Source organism: Candidatus Nitrosocosmicus franklandus (assembly GCF_900696045.1).
GTDB classification, from domain to species: Archaea; Thermoproteota; Nitrososphaeria; order Nitrososphaerales; family Nitrososphaeraceae; genus Nitrosocosmicus; species Nitrosocosmicus franklandus_A.
Genome location: NZ_LR216287.1, coordinates 2,711,525 through 2,734,247, shown reverse-complemented (window position 1 = coordinate 2,734,247; position 22,723 = coordinate 2,711,525). Strand labels below are relative to the sequence as shown.

Here is a 22,723-nt window from a genome sequence, read left to right as displayed (position 1 = left end):
ACTATGATAATGCTTGAGGTCTAGTAAGTTCTGTGCCTTTAAAAGAAAAAGGTTCAAAGGAGCTAGCCAGTCGGTGTATTTTATCAAAATCGAGGGATGATAAAGCAAGCAACCACAATTTGGAGCATTCTTCAATGGGTCATTCTGTAGATAGTCACACTGAACACGTAACTGTCTACAGATTACTTATCTTATTTATGTAATTTATCAAACGTTTATCAAGAAAATCAAACTGAAAATCTGTTAGAGAACCTCGTCTGTACGTATTAAAGATGTCTCTCCTGAGATTTTCTAACTTGATTATACTTTCTTTTTTGTCGCCTACGTCGGCATCCTCTATTGCCTTGTTTGTTATCTGGATAAACTTGTTGAATTTTCTGCGTTGTCCTCCCTTAAAAAACCAGGTCAATAGTACAGATGACATTCCTGTAATACCTCCTATCAAAAAAATGTACTGTTCCGTCGATAATGTTGGCCTAAAATTAGCAATTATGTTTCCATATTCAGAAGCATTGAATTTTAGAGGGTTAGACGTACTGTATACTAGTCCAGACCATGAATCAAACAAATAGCCTCTCTCTGGAATCGCGTTGCATGTTGCTTCACTATTTGTTGATATGATGGTTGAATTCTGATTTAGGTTTTTTACCCCGTTGCATTCTATGAATCCTGAATTCTCTGGCTGTGTTTTAAAGCCTATTCTAACTATGCTTTCATCATTCTTCCCATTAATCAGAGAAATGGTATTAGATGCAGTGTTGGTAACATATGTAAAATTAGTCAATGGGTTTGTTGCAACAAAGCTAGCTATCAATGGAAACTTGATGTTTGTGGGAATTGCATATGGATATACTTCTCTTTCAATTATTGAAGAAGGGTTTACTTTAATCTCTTTGGCTTTCTCAAAATTTGATTCATTGATTACACTCACAGTATTAGAATCTATGTTACTAACGTATAGTTTGTCTAGTATTGGATTTTCCTTCAATCCTACAGGAGATTTTCCAACAGGTAATGTGGAAATAACCTTGTCGTCACTACCGTTTATTACTGAAACTGAGTCAGATCCGTAATTAGCAACGTATATGAGGTTCCTTTCTTCGTTTATGTCTATCCCAACGGGAGCTTTTTGCACCTCGATATTTTTGATAAAGTCATAGTTGTCTTTATCAATGACAGTTAAGTTCGAATTTGCAATATTTGAAACGTAAATCTTGTTGGATAGTGGATTAACGCCTATCCCATATGGGGTGTCTATACCATTAATCGTGCTTTTTACTACGTTTGTAATTCCGTCAATCACCGAAACAGAATTAGAATCGATGTTGGTAACATATACCCAACTGCTTGCCTGGTCTACTGTTACTTGAACAGGTGATTTGCCAACTGCAATATTATCAATAACCGAATCAGTAGCACCGTCTATTACGGTTAAATCATCTGAACCCCTATTGGTTACATAGATCCTATTATTGTATGGATTTGCATCGACACCATACGGAAAGGTACCTGCAGGAATTGTCTTGATTAACTTGTCAGTTTTTGCATCATATACTGAAACAGTATTTGAGTACTGGTTTGCAACATAAACCTTGTCTGTCAGGGGATTAATTGCAACACCAATAGGATAACTACCCGTATAGAACCCAGCAACAAAGTTTCTTCCAGATTCTTGACCAAAAGCGGAGCCAATTGTAAACCATGTGGGGTTAATATTGCTGCTACTACTCCTACTACTACTGATGGTGTCATCTAAAAATGGTCTATAAAGCTGTTGATAATTAAGAAATACGGATAAATCTTGAACTGGAAATGAGGTTAGAATTGTTAATAATACTATGAAGCACAATAAACCAAAAAATATCTTCACAGGATGACTGCAATTTAATCAATTATAATTTTTTTGAATCAAAAGTTGTTACAGTGAATAAATAGATACGATTCTTACTAATGAATTCTTCTTAACAAATATATCTTGAATTCTATTAGTATAAATTGTCAACTATAATTGGCAAGAAATGGATTTCCAATATATGGTGTATTTACGGTTCTATTTGGTTCCCTCATTTTCATTTCAACATTAAATTTGCTCTCAATTTGTCCCCTTATAATAGCTTATGAAGTTACTGATCAAAATAGCGAAGGGATATTCAGTTCGCTGAGTAGAGATTTCGATGGAACACTTGAAGAAATTAACCGTGAAGATGATAAATCGGAATCACAAGATCAAGAGGACTCTTCCAAGGCTCCAAATTTGGAGACCGAAACCTTAGAGACTGAAATCTTGGACATTGAAGTATTGCGAAATTCTTCATCTACATCCGATGATATTAAAGCCTCTGGTGATCAATCTTCTAATTCAACGAATTTGTGATATTTTTGCTTTATAAAGAAGAAACTTTCTCGTTCAATTTAGATATGGCCCCTCTTAAACCCCCTCTTAAACCATGATTCCTAAACCTTGGCGATTCTGTATTTTTCACCTGTCTAATTTGTATATAATAGTTTTAAACAAAAGTTGTAAATCAGATTAAAAAAATAAGGGTAGATTATGCGACTATATCTGCTATTGCATCTCCAGATGATGTCCCGTTGCTTGACGATGAAGTTTCTGGTGTAGTTGATGCTGTTTGTCCATCTATTAGAGCAAGTCCCTTCTCAGCTAGTACTTCATTTAGTATTGTCGTATCGTATATTCCTGAAAGATTGGGTCTTTCCTTTCCTTTTTCAATAAATCCAAGGTCATACGCATCATTGGCACTCTTGTATAGTGTTAACTTTAATGGATCGTAAGTTATATCCAATTTTGAGTAGGCATTGGCAAGTACTTGGGGATCAATCTGTTGGCCCGTTAATTTTTGAAGCTGAGTGTTAAATTCTCGAGCAGCCTCCTCTGTGTTGTTATTTATCCACAATGTCTCATCCACATGAGCTTCAAGTAACCTTTTGATTACGTCGGGATTATCTCTCAAGTAATCTGTTCTGACAATTATGTTGCCAGTAACAAACTTACCGTCGGGCCACAAATCTCTTTCGTCTAATAATACTTTCCCTCCAGCTTCTTGGATTAATCTAGTTGCCCATGGCTCAGGAACCCATGCACCATCGATTTCCCCTTTTAGAAAAACGGTTAAGATGTCTGCATTGGCTATCGGAAGGACAGTTACGTTTCCTCCATTATCAATGGTATTATAACCACTATCTACCAAGTATTTTCTCAAAGCCACATCCTGTGTATTACCTAATTGTGGTGTTGCAAACTTTTTCCCCCCTAGATCATTAACTGATTCTATTCCAGAGTCATTTCTTACGACAAAGGATGCACCGCCACTAGAAGATCCGGCTATTACTCTTACATCCTCGCCATTTGAAAGAAGGTATCCGTTGATAGCTGGATTAGGACCAATGTAGGTAACATCGATTCTACCTGCAAGTAAAGATTCTATTGCTGAAGGACCTGCATTAAATCTAAATGTTTCAACAGTGACATTGTCTCCTAGAATTTCTTGAAAATCGCCGTTATTTAGTCCAATAACCGCTTGTGAATGTGTGATATTTGGAAAATATCCGATCCTTAATGTCTTTTGTGAACTTCCTGCAGATTGTGCATTAGCTACAGATATTGGTGCAGCAATTAGTACAGCCGCAGTAATAACCATTACCATTGCAATAGAAAGAGATCTCTTCTTTTGGTTATGATCCCTCGGTCCATTGAATAAAGGTTTTTTGATAAGTTTATTCATTGACTAATATTACTTCCATGTTATTTATTATTCATTTTTAATGCGCTATTTTTCAAGAAATTATGTAATTTAAGCACATAAAAAACATCGACCGAAAATGACGATGTGGTGTATATATCTACATCAGAAAAAAACGACAAATAATAAAGTTCAATAATTTCAGAAAACAAAAAATACTTTGTTAATATTGTTCTAGGCTATTTTTGAACAACGAACGATTGAGTTATTAAATCAGATTATTGTTAGAAGTTGCCACTTAATGTGGCTAGTGAAACAAATGGAGGAGAAATTGGTTGGCAGAGAAGAATACTATAATCATTTGTTTATGGCTTGTAATCCTTTCTCGCTTAGCACTTCATTTAATAATGTAAGATCGTACAATTCTTGAAATTCGTCATTCCAGCCTGATCCTTTTTTAATGAAGCCAAACTGGTAGGTCAAGTCAGTAATCTTCAATAACGAGTCAGATAACGGATCGTTTGTAAATTCTATCCTGGATAGTGCTTCTGACAGCTGATTATCAGGAAACGTTTTTCCGGTCAAATTTTTCAATCCATTATTAAACGCCATTACGAGTGTAGATACCTTGTTCTCATCCGGACTATTGTCGTCAGTTTTGAGTAGTTTTTCGTTTATCCACAATGTCTCATCCACATGAGCTTCAAGTAACCTTTTGATTACGTCGGGATTATCTCTCAAGTAATCTGTTCTGACAATTATGTTGCCAGTAACAAACTTACCGTCGGGCCACAAATCCCTCTCGTCAACCAGAATTTTTGCATTTGATTGTTGTTCTAAGATAGTAGTTATAGGTTCTGGGACCCATGCACCATCAATTTCTTTATTTTGAAACTGAGATATGATATCACCTGGTTTTAATGCAACAATGGTTACGTTTCCTCCATTATCAATGGTATTATAACCACTATCTACCAAGTATTTTCTCAAAGCCACATCCTGTGTATTACCTAATTGTGGTGTTGCAAACTTTTTCCCCCCTAGATCATTAACTGATTCTATTCCCGATTCATTTCTTACGACAAAGGAAGTACCTCCGCTTGAAACACCAGATATAATTCGCAAACCGTCAGCTCCAGAAAGTATGAATCCATCGATTATATTATTCGGACCAATATACGCAACATCTATCCGACCAGAATACAAAGCGTCAACCATTGAAGGACCTGAATTAAAAGCTCGTGCATTAATCGTAAAATTTCTGTCTTCGATAGACTCCGTAATTGATTTGCTAATATTTCCTGTTCCAATTCCTATTATCGCTTGGGCTAAGTTAACGTTGGGAAAGTATCCTATATTCAACGTATCAGATTGCAAATCACTACCTCCATCATTAGATTGAATTGTATTTGAAATTTGACCAGACAATACGGACCAATCAAAGCCCGTGTTGGATGATACTATTACTCCTATTAATATGGCAGCAGATATCCCTAATTTTGCTTTGGAATTCATGGAACACGTAATTTTCTCTGTCAGCCACCTATTAGTAATATGAAATAGGCAAAAAACGCTCGTTACGCGAAATTTTTGCATGGGCCGATGATTAATCTATTGGATTAATAATACATTGATGATTAAGAATAACCCTCTAAAACCACGGATTTGTTAGCTTTTTATTTGGTTTCGATATCTTGTTCATGCCTTAGACCCCACTTTTCTCTAACTTTGTCATCTAACTTTGCAAAGATTACCTTATCAAATATCATTCCTAATGCGAAAATTGTGATCATGGATGCTATTATCTGATCCATTAGTTGAAACTCTCTTCCTACTAGTAGTATATGTCCTATCCCTATGGATGCGGCCATTAGGATTTCTGCTCCTACAAGTGCGTGCCACGCAAACGACCATGCTTGTTTGATTCCTACTATCAGAGCAGGTGTTGCCGCTGGAATCATTAAATGTCTAAACAGGGCGAAACCCTTTGCTCCCATATTTCTTGCAGCCTTTAAATAAATAGGAGGTATATTTCTTATACCGCTATACGCTGATATCATAACCGAAAATACAGAACTCATAATAACTACAAACAGGATGCCAATATCATTCAAACCGATAAGCAATATAGCAAAGGGTACCCAAGCTACACTGGGAAATGACTGCAATCCTATAGCAAATGAGCTCATTGTTTTACCAAATCCAGTGAACTTTACCATCGCAAGTCCTACACCAATACCTATTACAATTGAAACCGCAAATCCAATCAAGAGTCTGTAAAGCGTTATTCCTATACTTACTAGCAACGTGTTGTCTAAAATAAGATCATAGAATGCTTCTACCACCATTATAGGTGAAGGTAACGATACCTTAGGCCAGATTCCACTTAGATAGGCAATTTGCCATATACCAATAAACACTGCAATAAATAAGATTGTGTTAGAAAGCTCTTCTATCTTGAAGGCGCCCTTGAAAGAACGCTTTCTAGTATGTTTACCTGTTTTGGATGAAATTAGTTCTGATTCTTCTATCGCGCCAACTCCTTTCTCGCGATCAACATTGCCATCAAAATCACGGTCATTGTTGTCCGCCGAGTATGTTTTCAAGGAAATCTTTAATACTATTAGATCACCCGTATATCAATTTTGTTCGCTCTTAAGCAATAATTTTATTATGTGTAGAGTCTATCGGGTTATTTAAGACCCAATCCAGAAGTGACGTATTTATACAAATATTGTTTTATTGAACAGTTTGTACTTGACCCTTTTTTCATAGATGTGCGATGAAATATCGAAAAAAATAGTAATCTGGATATCGAATCAAGTTTAGTTGGATATTGGGTATTTGCTGAATTGTAATCTAACAGATAAGTACGTTGAATCTAACAATGCTTCTCAATTTAATCTCGTATTGAAAGACCGGCCATGTGATTATAGAAATCTTTCAAGATAATAAATTCGTAATATAATTAAACAAAATTTATTTAAAACCTTCTCTTGAATAAGGTGAAACGAATGATAATTTGGCCATATCCTTTCTTATATCGAAAAGGAACAACCGCCAGATAATCCTTTTAATAAAAGATCATTGATTGGTGGCAAAAATTGATTCTTTGTTTGAAATTGTTTACTTGCGTCAAAAAAATAGGTTGGTTAGATTAGTTGTTTGATTGAGCTAGTGCGTTATTACCGGAGTTAGTTTGGAACTGGAAGTTGATGTTGTTTCCAGAAAATACTGAACTATCTCCAGAAATTACTTGGCTGTTTTGTTTTGATTTTTGTGATTGACTGATTATTTGTTTTGCCTTGTTACTCTTTTTTGCTAGTGCATCCTCTGAAATGGCTAAAGGAGCCAAAATCAATGCAAGTGCAAAAACCACTGCTGTTGATACTAGTAATGTTTTAGTTGTATTCATACTTGTAAATTTCACTACTACCATTCAATATTTATTGGATATCTTAGATTTTCAGGAAAATGTTGTCACGGATTTTTTAGCAGAATAATTTTCTAGGAAAGATAATTGTCTGAGGTCTGGCTAACAGATTTAGCATTTTGTTACTTTTGTTACTGGTGGGTGGGGGAATAGACTTGACATGAGATCGATTGATCTCGTTAAGAAGATTTGGTAATTGTCATCCATATTTCAGAACTAAAATAATTTCTACATGATCAAAATCCTTACCAGTCCAAACATGATAATACATTTATGTTTTTGGTGCAACTCCAGTATCACTGGATGTAAAAAATTGTGCGGAATTCTATAATTTTATAAGACATCAAAGTTTCTTCATCCGATCCTGGCTATCTTTATTGGTAATTTTCTTTCGAACCGCGTATTTTGAACGAAAAAGCCTCTCATCTTTATATCCATTCATTTTTCACCAAGTTGTAGACTTTCTTTCTAGTGTCATCTAGGCTATTTTTTTCAATTATGAGCCCTTGTTGTTTCAACTCCTCTATTGAGGCTTGCACTGTTCTTCTAGGTAAATTTGTCACATACATCAGCTCACTTTGATCGATGGGATGTTTGTTGCGGATAATGTAATGAATAAATTTAGTGGCAGGGCTTCCCTCTGGGCCTTTTCTAACAGGTGTAATGCTGAAGCTGGCTTTCGAAAGAAATCCTCTCCTCTGGGATTCAACAGACAAAACATTCTCCAGTCGTATTTCTCCAAGGTTTACTCTTTGACCAAATTCAGCTATTAGTACAGCTTGTTGTATTTCTAACGGAGCTTCAAAAATGATACTATTTGGCGATACCTTTGATGTTATGGCCGAAAGGAGATTCCATTTGATATCTCCTTTTTCATCGTATATCCCTACATTATAACCTAAATTTGCTTCGAGAATTATTTTTTCTTGGCTAATTTCTAAAATTTCGCTCATTTTCCTTACGGTCTCTTCAACAGAAAGTTGTCTTCTGGGATCTTTTTTTCCAATCTTCCACTGTGCTCTAATATCATGAGCATTGAGAATTTTTATTATTTTTTTCTTTTCTTCGAGCGTTAAATGAATGCTGTTTTCACTTATCTCTATTAAATCAAATCCCAATCTCTTGGAACTTTCGACAAATTTTTCAAATACATTTTCGCGAATGGCATATTCGGTTAGGGTACTGCCTGTTGATACCAATACATTTAAGCTATGATAAAAATCGATTCTCTTAATTAGGCTCTCTTCCTTTAAAAGAAGAGGAAAAGCACTGTAGATCTTTACCATATCGATATATGATGAAATTGTTTCAAAATTCTCCTTGTCCAAACCTTGGAATTTGTCTATTATGTAGGTAATACCATCATGACGTGGTTTATTTTGATCTATGCGATCCCCACTTAGACTTTCTAACATAAAATGATATACGCAGGTTTTACATATAATGAAATTGATATATGCATTTTTGTCTCCCAGCCATAAATTTTAGGTTATAATTTTCATATAATATGCAAATTTCTCGCATTAAGATCGATTGTGATATGGCAAATTTACCAGGGTTCTGATAATTTTTTATCGATACAAAAAGGGAAGCTTAGAAGATTTTGTTTTCTTTATTTGCTCGTGAATACGTTATTATATATTAGCATTAGAAATGCCATGGTGGAACGAATTGTTGAGTCAATGAATCTGATTGTTAATATTAATAAAGTCTGTTGTATTATCTAAAAATTGTTATGGTTAGTTAATTAGGTAACAAATTGCTTACATAAAGAACTCCTTTATCTTTTCTACAATATATTGTTTAATGGACTATTATCAACTTATTTGTTCATGCCTTAGACCCCACTTTTCTCTAACTTTGTCATCTAACTTTGCAAAGATTACCTTATCAAATATCATTCCTAATGCGAAAATTGTGATCATGGATGCTATTATCTGATCCATTAGTTGAAACTCTCTTCCTACTAGTAGTATATGTCCTATCCCTATGGATGCGGCCATTAGGATTTCTGCTCCTACAAGTGCGTGCCACGCAAACGACCATGCTTGTTTGATTCCTACTATCAGAGCAGGTGTTGCCGCTGGAATCATTAAATGTCTAAACAGGGCGAAACCCTTTGCTCCCATATTTCTTGCAGCCTTTAAATAAATAGGAGGTATATTTCTTATACCGCTATACGCTGATATCATAACCGAAAATACAGAACTCATAATAACTACAAACAGGATGCCAATATCATTCAAACCGATAAGCAATATAGCAAAGGGTACCCAAGCTACACTGGGAAATGACTGCAATCCTATAGCAAATGAGCTCATTGTTTTACCAAATCCAGTGAACTTTACCATCGCAAGTCCTACACCAATACCTATTACAATTGAAACCGCAAATCCAATCAAGAGTCTGTAAAGCGTTATTCCTATACTTACTAGCAACGTGTTGTCTAAAATAAGATCATAGAATGCTTCTACCACCATTATAGGTGAAGGTAACGATACCTTAGGCCAGATTCCACTTAGATAGGCAATTTGCCATATACCAATAAACACTGCAATAAATAAGATTGTGTTAGAAAAACCTTTGAGATCGATTCTTTTCTCTGGTTTATTTAACCGACTTTGTAGTCTTTGCATTTTTGATACTATCTAACTAGCGAAGTCATATCCCCGTTGGCTATAATTTCATTATCGGGGTCGCCTCCGGCAATCTTATTATCAATTGCAAATAAATCATTTGATTCGGAAATTACTTCTCTAGTTATTGATTCTACAAGAGGATGATCAATGCTTCTGGGTCTGGGGATATTCACAATAATTTGCTTTTTTATATTGGCTAATTTTGGAGACATTATTATTACTCTATCTCCAAGAGTGACAGCTTCATGGATATTGTGTGTAACAAAGAGGATCGTTTTTTTGGTCTCTTCGTGAATCCTTAAAAGGTGGTTATAGAGTATTTTTCTAGTTTGGACATCTAAGGCTGCGAATGGTTCATCCATCAACAATATTTTTGGGTCTAGTGCTAATGCTCTGGCTATTGCCACCCTCTGTTTCATACCTCCAGATAATTGATGAATGTAAGCATTGGTGAAGTTTAATAACTGAACCATTTCTATAAGTTTGAGCACCTTTTCTTTTCTTTTATTCCTTGGTACTCTTGCAATCTTTAATCCAAATTCGATGTTTTCATAAACGGTCAACCATGGGAACAAGGCCCCTTCTTGAAATACTACAACACGGTCAGTATCAGGTGATCTGTTTATAGGTATTTCATCAACATGTATCTTGCCGTCAAATATCGGATCCAATCCTGCAACCAAATTGAGTAATGTACTTTTTCCACAACCTGAAGGACCAACGATAGTAACAAACTCTCCTTCTCGAATATGGAGATTAAGTTTGTTAATTACAACGTGTTTATAAGAATGGATTTGATTCTTCTTCTCATGGTATTCTTTGTATATGTTCTCTAACTTTAGAATCGGTTTATCATTAGTCTGAAACGTGGTTGATAATTTAGACAATGCATAGTTTTTGTCTACAAAAATATATATTTTAATTTCTTTATGCAGGATTAGTAAAAATATGCATAAATTGCAGATATCTAGAATTTTATGCATCCATAACTATTAACTTTTTTGTTAGATTGGCTTTTGAAAATTTGCATATATTAAATAGAATTAATTGCCACATCTTACTATATATTTACAATTTGGGTAACCAAGCTCTCTCTATGAAATTGTTGAGCATATGCTCATAAAACAAATTTATAATAATGATTCATCTAATTTCTATAGTATTCCAATACACATAAATTTCTCATGGCATGAACCCATATTAAAAGTCAGGTAACTCGGTAAAAAATATCCTTCTAAATAAACGCTTTTTAAAATCCGAAAATACTTTGGCTTCTGCTTGACAGAATGTGATGGCATTTGATGTTCCATTATACAAGGAGGAGACGCCCTTTACTGACTTTGAGTATATCAGGGATTTAGGACCTCCAACTGAATATTTTGAATCAACAAGGGTAAGCAATAGTGATTCAACTGTCCACAAAATTATTCAACCGTTGGATCTTTCTTTAAGGGGTATTCTTAACCTGGGTTTTTTGCCATATAATTTGTCTGTTGTGACAAAGAGGACAGGACACTTTTTGACTGTCCAAATAAATGCTTCCTGATACTTCGTAGAATGAACTCTTCCAAAGGCATATGTTACATTCCAATGTATATTTGAAAGTTAAGTGGTTTGTAAAATCATATTCTTTTTCTTTTTCGTTTCTAAAATCCGTCAGTTCATTCATTAGAAAGATCATATATTCTTATCATGACAAAGAATACAATAAAAGCAAAGTTCTATGTGCAAAGACTACATATCATATGAGAATTATTCGCATTTAATTATCCTCTTTGGTAAAAGTAGGTAGGAATATGGATACGTTCAAACCTACTTTACATTAAAACTTTTCAAACCAGTACAACAAGTAGGTGGGAATTGTTTCTTAAATAGTGTCAATATTGGCACCCACTATAAGAATGTTACTTCAACATACAATATTTGATTTAAGTAAGCGCATTATTGTACTCAAATTTATATTTTAATTCTGTGCAAAAGAATAGAAGACATGTCAAATCAAAGTAATGTGAACAAAATTTGATTATTTTATAAGGTAGTCATCAATTATTCCTTTCTATAATCCAGTGCACTAATTTGGACATCACACTTTTCTTTGGAGCATCCATTTCGTTACTAATCTTCTTGATATAGATTGCAAACACATCACACCTGGTTACTTATATTCATCATATTATTTTACAAGTCATCTGCGGTAAGAAACTTAATAGGTAACTAAAAAAACAACCTGCTCAGCCCATTTTTCCCTGAGAAAAAACATGATTTCTTCTCTTGGATATATTTAAGTGCAAAACCTGCTCACAAATGGCGATAATTACACATTACATATGAAAGAAATATTGCTAAATACAAGATCTCTTTATGAAATTCAACAAAGTTACCGGATTCTATTCAACTACCCAGGGTAGTAAATCAATTTCCAATCGTAATCTAAAACACGAAAGTCAAATTGATGTTATTGTGGGTGCTAATCCATCTTCAAGAGTCAGAAAATATACAAGATCCGAAGAGGATTTTGCCCACATTTATGGATATTGTTAGCTACATTGGAAAGTGATTTCTGGGTAAGTAAAAGATCTATTATTTTTAGACAAATATTTGAAACAAATAAGGTTACTAGTACGGCCCAAAGTAAATGAATCGATACTTTGGACTGATTAACAACAGTAAGCTGTGGCTTTATATGAAATGAAAATTTCATTCCTATTATTTCATTTACTAATATTGAGTTTCATTAGTATGGGGAGTAACATTAAAGGTTATCAAGCCCTTTATCCAATTTGACTACATCCAATTTTTTTTAGGGGTGAATTATTAAATGGAATGATAACATTAACACAATACACCACCTGATTCTCTCTCCTTTTTTCTATTTATATCTTGGAAATTGTGTTTGTACCTTCCAAATCATTAAAAAATATCAATGTTAACATTGAGTTAGATCATGACATTATTATAGGCTGACCGAATAAACTGGATATTTTTTATCCAAATATAATCGAGAAAGAAAATGAGAAAAAGGTACGATTCGAGACGACATGTCAAATATGATTATAAAAAGATAAAAAAATTTCATTTCTGTTTTTTTCCGATTATTAATATTTAACTCATAGGGGAGAGAATTAAATATCTAACATCTAGAATTCGTTAGAAATTCTAACATTTTCAAAAGTATAAGCCCATGATACTTTTCTCAGGTATATTTTACAGTAGAAATAATTTGCGCATATTATATTATTTCTACATATATCATAATGGTATTAAATATTAACTTGTAATAGACCTAGATGTAGTTCCATTTATCATATGGAATCTTTAAGGAACTAGAGAAGTTGATTGAATTTATTCCAATTGAAACAACTGCGGACGGTATTAGTAAACTTCAAGCGAACACTGATGTAGACACAATTTTATTTAGAGGATAGAGATCGAATTGCTGTAAGGCTTGGTGTTTTAGAAATGGGAAAAGAAACTATTAGTCTCCGGGAAATAGTTAAGTTGTTCAACAAGCTCCTAAAAGATGCAAGAATTGAAGAATTTGTAGAGTCCCAGGAGGTACAGATTGCTGCTAAAAGATGGCTCTGGATTACCTTTAAAGAATCTTTTGTTTGAATTTTACCTGTCTGCATTAAATAGTGATTCTTTTGATGCTAGAATATATCTAATCCATGCGTTTCTTATATTAGGACTAAGAAGAAGGTTGGTGCTACTATTGTCATTAATACTAAACGAATATAATAATTTAAAATATGACCCAGAGTTTAGAAAACTCTTAACCCAGTTTGCCATCATTTCGGAACCAAATAATATTGATATTCATTTTGACATCGATGAGAAAGGATTCTCAAAGAGATATGGCAACTATTTAAGTGAACTGCAAAAGTTAAAACAGGTGTAAGCAAGAGTCAATCTGTTTAAAATGTGAAAGTAGATATTATCCCATATAAGGGATTTCAAACTCGATTTTTATCTATCTATCCATCTTGTGATCATCATTTTATTAAATTTCTCCGTCCTTAATTACTGCATGACAAGTAAGCGAACTAGAAATAAATATGTAGGTTTTACACCTACTCTTTTTAATTTGCATAGATAAAAGGAATAAAATAACTAGCAGATTCGATAAGAATTGATGAATAACAAAATATTTCAAAATAGTCTTTTTGTTGGAATCGCAGTGACTCTTCTCGTCGGAGTAGTAGTTATCAGTAATACGAATATGGCATTTTCGCAAAACGAATCGATTAGTAATGACATACATCTTGGTCTTAACGAAAATAATACTTCTTATCTGAATTCAACAAGCTCTAATCATACCGGAAACTGGACCGAAGGAAATTCTACATTACAGACAAATCAGTAATTTTTCGAAACTATACTATAAAATTTTTTATTCATAATATCAAATTACTTTTAATGTCAAGAACCGATTTAGAATAACATTACAGGGTCTATAAATTATAATAATAATATGTATTATTTGTTCTCTCTCTCCCTTATCAAGCAATTTCAAAAATTCATATGCGAAAATATCACATACACAGAAAGTTTTTCATGCATAAAAAGAATATTATTATTTCTAATCTAAAAATAGATCTCGCAGCTCTACGACTGTGAATGTATAAATGTTCATGCAATTACAGATTAGGAACATTTGGAATATTTTTTCAAAATTCCACCTAGTCTGTAATTTAGTTTTCTCTTTATATCTATTTTTAAAAAAACTAGTAGAATACCGTATCAAATTAACATAACTTTATGATAGGTATATAATTCATAATTCTGCTTAATTAAATTTAGTTTTATTCTTTGAATATTAATCCTACAATGATTATAGATTCGTCTTATTTCAAAAAGAAATTTTATAATTACCAAATATAAGTAATTTATGATTTGAATTAGCTACCAGTTAAATGAGATATGTTAGATCCAGGGTTAACTGCCATCTTCCTCAAATAATCAAACTGAAAAATATTTTATTTTTAAGTCGATATATTACGATGCTGAAAACCGGAGTAAAGCGGCGGAAATTAAGCCTCTGTTCTTTCATCCGATTGAGTTATTTGGAACATAATTATTTAAATCATAATAAATTTGATGGTCGAATTAAGAATGTCTGAACAAATAATGAAAACATATGTTAAAGGGCGAATACAATTCTTATTCAATGGTATCCTCAATTTTTCTTATCTTGTTTGGTTTCACCCAAACCTACGAATAACATGGACATTGTAATAATATTTTAATAAATATTCCTACAAACGTAATCGAATAGTTTACTGCTTGCAGTACTTACATATCGTACCCTATTATTACCACATTCAGAGCAGATCTTACTCGCGTACGGTGACGAAAAGTTGAAATTTTCATACGGATTAAAACTAAAACATCTGTTACACACCACAAAGTTATTGATTTTCCAATTTTCCTTATTTATTTTAAATTTAGTATTTTGTTCTCCATTCATGACTTCAAGTTCAAGAATAGAGGTATTCTTTGTGGTTTGTATCTGGTCATCTAACTCTTGATTTAAGAGGTTTTTTGTTTTCGACATTGAATAATTTATACACAAAATGTGATTTATCGGGATCGAATGACGCAAATTCCCTTTGATTCATGAATAATAAGCTAATGTAAATTAATTTACGCTAATAGCACTTTTTAAAGAAGATACACACATATGTTAAATTCACACGTATTTGTACTATCTTACACGAACCAAATTAGTCAAATCTTGCAAAGTAAATTATCTATATACAATGGCACAAACAACAAAAATAGAATATTCTCATCCAGAGGTATTGGTCGACACCCGATGGGTTGAAGAACATATAAACGATAAGAAAATTCGGATTGTTGAGGTAGATTATGATTCTGCGGGTTATTATTATCTAGGTCATATTTCTGATTCAGTCTTATTAGATTGGAGAAAAGATATTAACGATCCTTTACGTCGGGACATTCTGTCAATTGAAAAATACGTCGACTTGTTGAGAAGACTGGGAGTTAATAATGACGACACTGACTTGATTCTTTACGGCGATTTTAATAATTGGTTTGCTGCATTTGCTTTTTGGGTTTTCAAGTACTACAATTATCCCAATGTAAGATTGATTAATGGCGGCAGAAGGAAATTGTTGGATGAAGATAGGCCTCTTGAGAAAGAAATTGTAAAAGTATCTAGGGGGGAATTTAAAATATCAGAGTCATTTAAGCCAAATGAAAAAATCCGGGTATATTTATCTGACATACAAAATGCTCTAGTCAGCAGGAGAAAATTTCAGATTAGGTTGGTTGACGTTGGAAGTCCGCCAGAATTTAATGGAGTTATAGCTTCACCTCCGGAATATCCTACCGAACACGCACAAAGAGCCGGTCACATCCCCGGAGCTCACAATATCCCTTGGGCTCAAGTTTTAAATGAAGATGGCACCTTCAAATCTGCTGAGGAGCTTTTGCGGCTTTATGAGTCAAAGAATATACTGCGTAAAGATGAGGTAATTACATACTGTAGAATCGGAGAACGGTCGTCACCTTCTTGGTTTGTTTTGACTTGGATATCCTGATGTAAAAAACTATGATGGATCCTGGACCGAATGGGGGAATATCATAGGTAACCCGATCGAAAAGTAGAACTAAGAATTAAAGTACCGCAAAACAAAACAAATCTTTTCGATTTGTAAATAACCTCTTTTATACTTATTATGGATCAAGAATGAATTATTGTTTTAACTTGTTACCTTGTTATCACAGTATTTGACGGTTACTATTCTTGAGTACATATTCATTGTTAGATACGTGATGAGGAATTGTGACAATATTTGTTTGGATCCTGTGCAAATTGACACTTCGGTATTAGTTTGTCAGAATTTTCAATTCTATTTAGTGCGATAATTTATTATTATTAACGAAGGGTTACAAAATCAAACCCAGATACTTAAATTTATTAAGTTGAATGTGCATCTTTTATATGATTTTAGGAAAGAATCTGTTGCCTATCAAAAAATATTTCGAAAAATACAAAGACTATATACTTTTCAATAAGACCTTGATAATTTCTGGAGTTTTCGCCTTCATTGGTGGAGCGCTTTTTACTCAGTTTTATTCATATTTTGACACCAATAGTTTCTCAAACTCTGTCGTTACGTTAGCCTTTGAGTATCTTATTTATTTACCTATTTTTGGTTTTTTATTTTATTTTGATAACAAACATAGGTATATTGATCGCAGAACAGGTAAAAAGAATATCAATGTAATAAAATCTGACATAAAGAAATTGATTGCAGCATTTGCCATTTCTGAGATTGTATTTTCTGTTTCAAAAGTTGTAATTCATTTCGAGTTGCTGAATAACCAAATATTCGAACCCTACTTAGCTTCCATGATTGCATCCTTGTCTGCTTGGGTAATTTTTTTAATCGTAATAAACTTGAGTGTACGAACGGTTCGTCTATTTAAATCAAGATAATAACGTTTTCTTGCATGGATTAAATAGTGCATAACAAGAAGGTGCAGTACCAAGTAAGGCAGATTCATTCATAATTACAAACTGGTGAAGTTCGCTTTCTTTTACAATTCGTTATTAATATTAGATGTATTAATCAATATATCTATTATGAGAGTGGGGGTAGGAATAATCTTTTTCGATGATGCGAAAGGGCTCCAACGATGTTTGAATTCAATTGCGTCACACGTTGATTTGATAATTGCAATTGATGGCCGATTTAAAGAGTTTGAAGAATGTTATGACGTAAGTAGAGACGGTTCCAAAGAAGTAGTCGAATCTTATTCCAATGCTAGATACTATTGTTTTCCCAATCTGACTGAAATCGAAAAGCGAAATAAATATTTAGAGTTAGCTAATTCGTACGGACTAGATTTTCTATTGGTTTTGGATTCTGATGAATATGTGAAAATTGATTACCCGTTATTCCGTAGTAATCTAGAAGCCATATTTTTTAAAAATGAATGTCTTGGTAAATCATCATCTCCTGAGGTATACGCTGTCAAGATGTACGATCGACAATTTGAAAAACCTCATAATGTTATAGAAAGACACAACGAGCGGCTACTTTACAAACCAGGTTGTCTTAGATATTCTTCTATACATAGTAATTTAGTAGACATTAACGACGCCAGCCGAAATTTTACAACTGCCAAGTACACAGCAGAGATCGAAGGGATCACCTTATATAATGACGATAGTTTACGTTCAACTGAATACGTACTAAAAAGCATAAAATACCAACGTTACTTATTTGGATCCGAAAGGTTGGAACGAAAACGAATTGTAGGATATGAGACTCTAAAGTACAAATGAAGGCGGTTTTCTCACCTAACAGTAAATATTATTATAGTTTGCTCAAAATGTTGAACTGGTAAGTTTCTACTATCAACACAAGAAATTAATCCTATCAATAGGCTTAATAATGTTTTATTGCCAATTAATTTGTCAAATCGTTTATATCTTGTTACGAAAAAATTATTAAATTTACCTTGTTCGAATTTTTTCTATTTTATTTATCTCTACATACTTTAAATGTCAAATGTATATCCAAAACTAATGGAATAATCAATTCTATGAAAATTTGTTAGGAAGTTTAAAAAGCAAGATTTTCAAATATCAATAATTATCTTTTAAGTAAAGGATAGAAATAAGTTTGAATACAAGTTTAGGTAGATTTCATTTAGTAAATGAAGAGTGTCGTTTCTCTTGTGTTTGACGAAGCTAAAGACAAGAGCATCATGCTCGAATTGGATAGCTCGCTTTCTCCAAAGACTTTTCAAGCTATATTAGATCGTTTGCCAATCAAAGTCCAAATGAACAGATGGGGAGATGAACTATATTCAGATCCAATAGACGTAAGTTTTGATGAGGAAGAAAACTCAAGAATCGAAGTAAATGAACTCGATGTTGGGTTTTGGCCTGAAGGTAAAGCTTTGTGTCTATTCTTCGGTCCCACACCTATTAGCAAGGATGGGAAAATACTCGCATATTCGCCTGTTAATATAGTAGGTAAAATTTTGGAACCGACACTAAAAAATGAGATTTTGAATCATGTCGAAACCAAAGCAAAGGTGCATATAGGTAGGGTTTTATAATTAATTTTATTTTTAAAAACAGTATTCAATCTGACATGAAACCCCTGTAGTGATATATTTAAGGTAACGATATTGATTTGATTTGTTCTAATAAACAAGTCTAATCCTCTATAAATGATTGTTATCATAAAAATAAACAAACTTGCGATAAGAGGTTCCTATTACAAATAAGGTTTCAGTCAATAGCGTCGAATGACAACGGGATCTATCAAATTCTGTTCTAACCATTTCTATCCGTATGTCTGGTTAATAATTACTATTGTTTTATTAGAGTATCCTCAATTTAACAAGGATCGTACTAGTGTTAAAGCTAGACTAAGAGAGTCGAAATAGTAAGATAATCTGTCCAAATCAAAATACTATTTCTCTATTTAGACAACAGAGCTACAATTCATGGGATTCTGTTACATCAAAAGTAAATACTTTTCCATGTATGTCCCCTTCTGCCTTCAAAGCTTCTATTATGGAATTTGCCTTATCGTCATCGACAATGGTTTCAATTCGAGTTCGACGAGCAAATTCTGGGGTGTATTTTTCTCCTGTTTTATATCCTTGTACTATTCTTTCAGTGGCCTCTCTATCGAGATGACCTTGTCCCATAATGTCAAAATAAGTAATACCTTCAACCTGCTTATCAATTAAGATTTGTTTTGCAGCATTAAAACTGCTTTCCTTAACATAAATAATTAATCCTTTCATTGATTGATTTTGGTCATGATTTTATATAAGGGTGAATGGATGACGCATTTAATTCAGTGAATACACTTACATTGGACTACTTAATCCTTTAGTTTAAGAAATGATAGTATCTTAAATACCTCTGAAAACTAAACCATTAATAGTAATACTTGTGATTTAATCGATAGGCTCGAAACAAAAATAATATCTTGACTACTAAAATGCCAAAAATTATCGATGTAGAAACAAAGTCAAAATTTTACGTGTTATGCTAAAATTTGAACTTGGTACAAGTCCTAAAATTTGTGCTATTTTCCCACTATTATTCATTTTAATGCAAATTTCTATAGCATATTACTAAAGGAACAAGGATTCTTCAGGTATATCTTCAATTAGACTTAATAACTCATGATCAAAAGGTTTCTGTCTAATCATAGATCGGATGCCGGGTAGAGGAGGATTTGATCAGAAAAATGTAATATGTGTCATGAGTACCTACTATTTTGGTCCAGCAGTTTTACTATAACGAGAATCATGAAAAATTATCTAATCAATTCTCTATTATGGAATATAATAAAATACCTGACAAACATGGAAATTTTAAGGATATTCACTAATAAGCTTGAATATTGTGTCAGAGCGCAAGGGGAAGGGAAGTCTAATTATTTACAACATTTGGTATCAAGAGACGATTGAGTAATATTAAAAGACTCAATTCCATCAATTTTATATGTAAACTAAACAAATAATAATTCTATTTTAATTCCATCCGGATCATATACATAAAATGGAGAATTATGTTTCTTCTGCGAATCGTATATATTTTCGTTAAAACCTATCCCATTCTCAAGTATATGATTCATTAGTTTTTTTCGATCATTTTCACTATTAACTAAAAATCGTAATGCGTAATGGTCAAGTCCTGGCTTACTATGATCATCGGAACTACTTTTCAAAATGTTTGTCCCTAACCAAGTGTTTGTTGCAATATGGTGATGATAATTATCTGCAGCAAAGAAGTATGCTCCTGGATAAGTTGCTGTATGGTCAAGTCCCAATAACTGATGATAGAATTTCTCTGCTTTCTGCAGGTTTCTAACATGAAGATGGACATGACCGATAGTAGTAAATGCTGGAAGGCCACTCCATATTTCGTTTTCATGCTGGCCCAAAAGATTGTCTACATTCAATGGTTCTATTACCATGTGTACCTTATGTTCGTTATTCCATTTCCATTCAGATGGATCTCTGTCTCTATAAACTTCAATGCCGTTGTAGTCTGGATCATGGAGATATATCGCTTCTGAAACTGCATGATCAGCCATCCCTTCGTAATACTTTGAATCAAGGTTATCCTGAATATGACGAAGAAATGACGCTAAGTGCCTTCGTTCAGGTAACAATATGGCAAAATGGTAAAGCCCCGCTTCTCCCCTTTTTGTGTTAGCAGTGACGGTAGTAGTACTAGTATCTGTCTTTACTTGATCTAATACCAGTAGTGCTGACATGTTTTCTGAAGTCGGTTCGGCAACCCCTAAAAAAGCAATATTTCTGCCTGAATCGATTTCAATAACGGCAAACCCGAGGATGGATTTGTAGAACTCGACTGCCTCTTGTAAATTAGACACTTTCAGATGAATATGATCTACTCTCAGAGATTGGTGTGTCATAAAGTCACGTGGAGTATCATTGCTCACATATAGATTAAGCATAGGATATATTTAACTCAAAAATCAGACATATTTATCTGGCTTATCCGATATGTTATTTCAAGTGGATAATTGATAGGCTAGTAATCTAAAGTGCAATTGCATGAATTCCATCCTACATTGATGAATCTAGCGCTCTAGGAAAGGGTTGAGTAATGATGTCTGGAATAGTTGAATTTGAGATACCTTTATCAAACGCAATACCAAAAGTGCAGGCTTATCTATTGCAATACATTCTTCCATGTTAACAAAGAGAAGGAGTAGGAAAAAGATTGCTGATGGATGTCAAGTATCCTGGTTTATTCAAGGATAGAATTTACCCTATCCAAAAGATTAATGATCGGTTATTTTGATACAAAAAATTTGTATCTCGGTTAGATTTCAAGGATTTTAAAGACCCTGTATGTAAACAGGATATACGCAAACCGCATTAGGTAAATTTGCGATACTTGATATCTCCTTTGTTGTAGACACAAAGCAAAATGAATTAACCAATGCATAGAAAATCATGTAAGGCAATCAAGTCTTGTCTTTTATTTGAAATGTCATTGCTATGATCCAAGATAGGATACGAAGAGTCTAAAATATTTTACACATAACCAAATCAGAAAATGTAAACAAAGATACTCTAAAGTACGTTAATTAGTAAATAAGGTTAAAGAAAAGTCTGTTTACTAAAGACAAGAATATGGATGTATTTTCAGAATGTTCAGGGTATTGAGTAGTGGTGATAGTCGAGAAAAAGATTTGAAGGCAAATCGCCGTCAGAATTAACCTGTTAATTTAAGAGGATGATTCAATCTTTTTAGGGTAGCACATATTACGGGTCTACATAGAACAAGTATTGAAGAACGATCAAGTTTTGTAATGAGAAGGAGTGAGTCGGCAAATTGGTCACACTATGGAACTAGTTGGATGCTTACTATTACCCTTCGCCAACCCACGCCACGGCGTATGTATTTAGACGGATAGGTTGTGTACCTTATGATAACTCCAAGTTGTATTAAACTTTTTCTTTGTTTTTAAATCGGAAATTGAATCACAAATCACAATTAGAATAGTACTTCCTTTTAATTAAACGAGTCCTTTATTATAGTGAGCAGATTGTATGCATATCTAAGAGGTAATTCAAAAGTATAACTTTTGCCATTAGGGAAGAAAAATAATATCAAGTTACTTTGTTATTGTTAATTTCGCAATATACTTTTTTGATTAAGGGTATGCCACATCGAAATAGGGGATTGTTTTCAATCTTCGACCATTATACTATCGGTCTGACACTAGATGCTTCTTACCTTTGTAATGGTCGTCTACAGTTAAAGATATTGTTGAGTTGGTATTTAGATGGATCAAGGTTCCATTACATTCCGACTAAAATATCATTTTATTATCGACCCTCATACTGTTAGAATTTGAGTTTATTTGCGTATTTTAATTCTGACAAAAGAACATACTTTGAAA

At 33.4% G+C, this 22,723-nt stretch carries 19 protein-coding genes and 1 pseudogene; 8 read left to right on the top strand and 12 right to left on the bottom strand.

The features are described from left to right. Positions 1-175: 175 nt before the first annotated feature. Positions 176-1,870, bottom strand: a complete 1,695-nt coding sequence (locus NFRAN_RS12775; RefSeq protein ID WP_134485334.1) for a YncE family protein — start codon at positions 1,868-1,870, stop codon at positions 176-178. Between the two features lie 138 nt (positions 1,871-2,008). Here NFRAN_RS12775 and NFRAN_RS12770 point away from each other — a divergent pair, with 138 nt between their 5' ends. After that, a complete protein-coding gene (locus NFRAN_RS12770) occupies positions 2,009-2,374 on the top strand; it encodes a hypothetical protein (protein WP_134485333.1) in 366 nt (121 codons plus the stop codon). 175 nt (positions 2,375-2,549) lie between these two features. Here NFRAN_RS12770 and NFRAN_RS12765 read toward each other — a convergent pair whose 3' ends face one another. From NFRAN_RS12765 to NFRAN_RS12730, 8 genes are all read right to left on the bottom strand, one after another. Next, positions 2,550-3,743 carry an ABC transporter substrate-binding protein gene (locus NFRAN_RS12765; RefSeq protein ID WP_232038030.1) on the bottom strand — a complete coding sequence of 398 codons (1,194 nt, stop codon included), beginning with the start codon at positions 3,741-3,743 and terminating at the stop codon, positions 2,550-2,552. A gap of 315 nt (positions 3,744-4,058) precedes the next feature. Beyond that, entirely contained in the window at positions 4,059-5,216 is a 1,158-nt protein-coding gene (locus tag NFRAN_RS12760) for an ABC transporter substrate-binding protein (RefSeq protein ID WP_134485332.1), read from the bottom strand. 161 nt (positions 5,217-5,377) lie between these two features. After that, complete coding sequence (locus tag NFRAN_RS12755) at positions 5,378-6,307, bottom strand: ABC transporter permease (protein WP_232038029.1); 930 nt, start codon at positions 6,305-6,307, stop codon at positions 5,378-5,380. Positions 6,308-6,858: 551 nt separating this feature from the next. Then, positions 6,859-7,116, bottom strand: a complete 258-nt coding sequence (locus tag NFRAN_RS12750) for a hypothetical protein (protein ID WP_134485331.1) — start codon at positions 7,114-7,116, stop codon at positions 6,859-6,861. Positions 7,117-7,562: 446 nt separating this feature from the next. Continuing rightward, positions 7,563-8,549 (bottom strand): phosphosulfolactate synthase, encoded by a 987-nt coding sequence (locus NFRAN_RS12745; RefSeq protein WP_134485330.1) that lies wholly within the window; start codon positions 8,547-8,549, stop codon positions 7,563-7,565. A 402-nt stretch (positions 8,550-8,951) separates the two neighbouring features. After that, a complete protein-coding gene (locus tag NFRAN_RS12740) occupies positions 8,952-9,770 on the bottom strand; it encodes an ABC transporter permease (protein WP_134485329.1) in 819 nt (272 codons plus the stop codon). An 8-nt stretch (positions 9,771-9,778) separates the two neighbouring features. Further along, a complete protein-coding gene (locus NFRAN_RS12735; RefSeq protein WP_232038028.1) occupies positions 9,779-10,660 on the bottom strand; it encodes an ABC transporter ATP-binding protein in 882 nt (293 codons plus the stop codon). Between the two features lie 313 nt (positions 10,661-10,973). Then, positions 10,974-11,195 (bottom strand): hypothetical protein, encoded by a 222-nt coding sequence (locus NFRAN_RS12730; RefSeq protein ID WP_134485327.1) that lies wholly within the window; start codon positions 11,193-11,195, stop codon positions 10,974-10,976. 939 nt (positions 11,196-12,134) lie between these two features. Between NFRAN_RS12730 and NFRAN_RS12725 the strand changes: the two genes are divergently transcribed. The 3 genes from NFRAN_RS12725 to NFRAN_RS12715 all read left to right on the top strand — a co-directional run bounded on the left by NFRAN_RS12725 (position 12,135) and on the right by NFRAN_RS12715 (position 14,136). Continuing rightward, a complete protein-coding gene (locus NFRAN_RS12725; protein ID WP_134485326.1) occupies positions 12,135-12,314 on the top strand; it encodes a hypothetical protein in 180 nt (59 codons plus the stop codon). Positions 12,315-13,335: 1,021 nt separating this feature from the next. Continuing rightward, a complete protein-coding gene (locus NFRAN_RS12720) occupies positions 13,336-13,671 on the top strand; it encodes a hypothetical protein (RefSeq protein ID WP_134485325.1) in 336 nt (111 codons plus the stop codon). 234 nt (positions 13,672-13,905) lie between these two features. Then, entirely contained in the window at positions 13,906-14,136 is a 231-nt protein-coding gene (locus NFRAN_RS12715) for a hypothetical protein (protein ID WP_134485324.1), read from the top strand. 879 nt (positions 14,137-15,015) lie between these two features. On the opposite strand, the gene NFRAN_RS14060 is transcribed toward NFRAN_RS12715, so the two are convergent. Further along, positions 15,016-15,327: a hypothetical protein gene (locus NFRAN_RS14060; RefSeq protein ID WP_172602352.1), complete on the bottom strand. Its 312-nt coding sequence runs from the start codon at positions 15,325-15,327 to the stop codon at positions 15,016-15,018. A gap of 223 nt (positions 15,328-15,550) precedes the next feature. On the opposite strand from NFRAN_RS14060, the pseudogene NFRAN_RS12710 reads away from it, so the two are divergent. The 4 genes and pseudogenes from NFRAN_RS12710 to NFRAN_RS12695 all read left to right on the top strand — a co-directional run bounded on the left by NFRAN_RS12710 (position 15,551) and on the right by NFRAN_RS12695 (position 18,875). Further along, positions 15,551-16,406, top strand: a pseudogene (locus NFRAN_RS12710) (sulfurtransferase). Positions 16,407-16,743: 337 nt separating this feature from the next. Further along, entirely contained in the window at positions 16,744-17,241 is a 498-nt protein-coding gene (locus NFRAN_RS12705) for a hypothetical protein (protein ID WP_134485323.1), read from the top strand. A gap of 147 nt (positions 17,242-17,388) precedes the next feature. Further along, a complete protein-coding gene (locus NFRAN_RS12700; protein ID WP_134485322.1) occupies positions 17,389-18,093 on the top strand; it encodes a hypothetical protein in 705 nt (234 codons plus the stop codon). A 374-nt stretch (positions 18,094-18,467) separates the two neighbouring features. Next, positions 18,468-18,875 (top strand): cyclophilin-like fold protein, encoded by a 408-nt coding sequence (locus NFRAN_RS12695; RefSeq protein WP_134485321.1) that lies wholly within the window; start codon positions 18,468-18,470, stop codon positions 18,873-18,875. 384 nt (positions 18,876-19,259) lie between these two features. Here NFRAN_RS12695 and NFRAN_RS12690 read toward each other — a convergent pair whose 3' ends face one another. Next, positions 19,260-19,574, bottom strand: a complete 315-nt coding sequence (locus NFRAN_RS12690) for a P-II family nitrogen regulator (RefSeq protein ID WP_134485320.1) — start codon at positions 19,572-19,574, stop codon at positions 19,260-19,262. A gap of 716 nt (positions 19,575-20,290) precedes the next feature. Further along, a complete protein-coding gene (locus tag NFRAN_RS12685) occupies positions 20,291-21,265 on the bottom strand; it encodes a VOC family protein (protein WP_134485319.1) in 975 nt (324 codons plus the stop codon). Between the last annotated feature and the right edge of the window lie 1,458 nt (positions 21,266-22,723).

Coding starts and splice junctions, on each gene's coding strand:
- NFRAN_RS12765 (WP_232038030.1), bottom strand. CDS start 3,743: ATGAATAAACTTATCAAAAAACCTTTATTCAATGGACCGAGGGATCAT.
- NFRAN_RS12760 (WP_134485332.1), bottom strand. CDS start 5,216: ATGAATTCCAAAGCAAAATTAGGGATATCTGCTGCCATATTAATAGGA.
- NFRAN_RS12750 (WP_134485331.1), bottom strand. CDS start 7,116: ATGAATACAACTAAAACATTACTAGTATCAACAGCAGTGGTTTTTGCA.
- NFRAN_RS12745 (WP_134485330.1), bottom strand. CDS start 8,549: ATGTTAGAAAGTCTAAGTGGGGATCGCATAGATCAAAATAAACCACGT.
- NFRAN_RS12740 (WP_134485329.1), bottom strand. CDS start 9,770: ATGCAAAGACTACAAAGTCGGTTAAATAAACCAGAGAAAAGAATCGAT.
- NFRAN_RS12725 (WP_134485326.1), top strand. CDS start 12,135: ATGAAATTCAACAAAGTTACCGGATTCTATTCAACTACCCAGGGTAGT.
- NFRAN_RS12715 (WP_134485324.1), top strand. CDS start 13,906: ATGAATAACAAAATATTTCAAAATAGTCTTTTTGTTGGAATCGCAGTG.
- NFRAN_RS14060 (WP_172602352.1), bottom strand. CDS start 15,327: ATGTCGAAAACAAAAAACCTCTTAAATCAAGAGTTAGATGACCAGATA.
- NFRAN_RS12705 (WP_134485323.1), top strand. CDS start 16,744: ATGATTTTAGGAAAGAATCTGTTGCCTATCAAAAAATATTTCGAAAAA.
- NFRAN_RS12700 (WP_134485322.1), top strand. CDS start 17,389: ATGAGAGTGGGGGTAGGAATAATCTTTTTCGATGATGCGAAAGGGCTC.
- NFRAN_RS12695 (WP_134485321.1), top strand. CDS start 18,468: ATGAAGAGTGTCGTTTCTCTTGTGTTTGACGAAGCTAAAGACAAGAGC.
- NFRAN_RS12690 (WP_134485320.1), bottom strand. CDS start 19,574: ATGAAAGGATTAATTATTTATGTTAAGGAAAGCAGTTTTAATGCTGCA.
- NFRAN_RS12685 (WP_134485319.1), bottom strand. CDS start 21,265: ATGCTTAATCTATATGTGAGCAATGATACTCCACGTGACTTTATGACA.